1 protein-coding gene is annotated in these 1,694 nt (G+C 31.3%); it reads right to left on the bottom strand.

What is annotated here, in order from left to right; all coding sequences use genetic code 11:
- Positions 1-20: 20 nt before the first annotated feature.
- Positions 21-1,520, bottom strand: coding sequence for a transposase (locus Q8L85_02990; GenBank protein ID MDP1723647.1), 1,500 nt, complete (start codon positions 1,518-1,520; stop codon positions 21-23).
- Positions 1,521-1,694 lie beyond the last annotated feature (174 nt).

The raw sequence follows: 1,694 nt of genomic DNA, 5'->3' as shown, positions 1-1,694 counted from the left end.
ACCTGAATTCGCCGTCAGTTTTATCCACCAGGATTTAGTAATTTTTTATCAATAGCTCGCAAAATATCTTTTTGAATTTTTGTTAACGTCACAATACGAGAAATTTTAAAATTCTTTTTTGTGTCTCTCATGTAAACTTTATACATTGTCTCTAAATGTTGCAATGCTTTTGACGGAGATAATTGTAATGGTTTCAGATATTCTTTCATGGCAATTAATAACGCGTATGATAAATAGCAAATCAATATATGCGCAATTACTCTGTCATACAACCAATGTCTAATCGGTCGTAATTGTGTAATTCCCTTAACACAACGAAATGCTTTTTCAACAACATCCTTATCAAAATAAAGTCGAACTATTTCTTCTTTAGAGAGTTTCCTTGTCGTAAAAATGCATGAATATCCGTCAAATTCTTCTGATTCGCATATTTTGTTTTTATTTATTTTTCCTTTTTTATTAAAATAATTTTCAATTCCATTTTTTATTTTTTTAGATTTTAATAATAATGATTCTGCATATTTAATTTCACAATGGCGCGATTCTTGCAGCGCATTTTCTTTTTTTCTGTTTAAGCAAATTGCCAATGTTCCTTTCACAGATCCAATTTTATATGAAATTAATTTTACGTAAAAAGTTGTTTTGTTACATTGCACGAAGTTATCGATATCTATAAAATTTTTCTTAATCAGTGGACGAATTTTCTTTTTAATATTCTTGTTAATAGGAACCCCACAAAGCGTATCCCACCCCAACTTACTAAAATCACCTATATTTTCAGCCGAAGTGATGCCTCTGTCGTAAACAATCATTCCTGATTTTATTTTATATTTTTTCATTGTGCCGACAAGATCTTGCAATGTTCTGGCATCGTGAATATTTCCATCAAATACTTTATGAAATAATGGCAATCCCTTATCTTGCGTTACTGCAAGTGCGATTTGAATCAATGGCCTACCTTTCACACCCTCTTTATCGTGACCTAATTTTGCAAGAGAACATTTTTTTCCATACAGATAGGTATTTGTGACATCGTAAACAAGACCTTTTTTCGCAACAGGAAATTTTTCATTCAATTTCTCAAATATATCCAACTGCAATCGCTCAACATTTATTTCATTGAATGAATCTAGTGCATTTAATAGCCTTTTTTCAGTAACTTTCTCAATGTTTAACAGCATAGCCAAATCAGTTTTTTCAAACCAAGATTTCATACAGCTGATACTTTGATAATTTAAACAATGAGCGTAAACGAGACTTAGAATTTCAGGAGAATAATCGCCAAGCATATCTGGCAATCCAATTTCTTCTGCGATATGATGCAAAACAATTAATGGACCATAAACTTTAACATCATCTACAACGATATCAGAAATTGATGAAGCGAGTTTTGTTTCACCATCAACTTCTTTTCCGATGTAGCGAATATGTTTTTGGACTGATTTACCGTCAACCCATTTATTTTCAACTTCAGCGAGATAAATTTTACCATTCTTTTTTATTTTTTTGATAAATGACACGGGCATCCTTGCGCTTAATGAATTCCTGGTGGATAAATTATCCACCAGAATAGCAAAAAATAATATATAAGCAAGCATTACGAGAATTCATTTGGATACTAATTTTACGGGGATTTTATTAAATTTAATTAACTTGCTAAATCCTGGTGGATAAAACTGAAGGCGAATTCAGGT

The organism is Alphaproteobacteria bacterium, assembly GCA_030680745.1.
Classification (GTDB): domain Bacteria; phylum Pseudomonadota; class Alphaproteobacteria; order JAUXUR01; family JAUXUR01; genus JAUXUR01.
The sequence above is the reverse complement of the archived record's forward strand: the minus strand, read 5'-3'. Positions and strand labels throughout refer to the sequence as shown.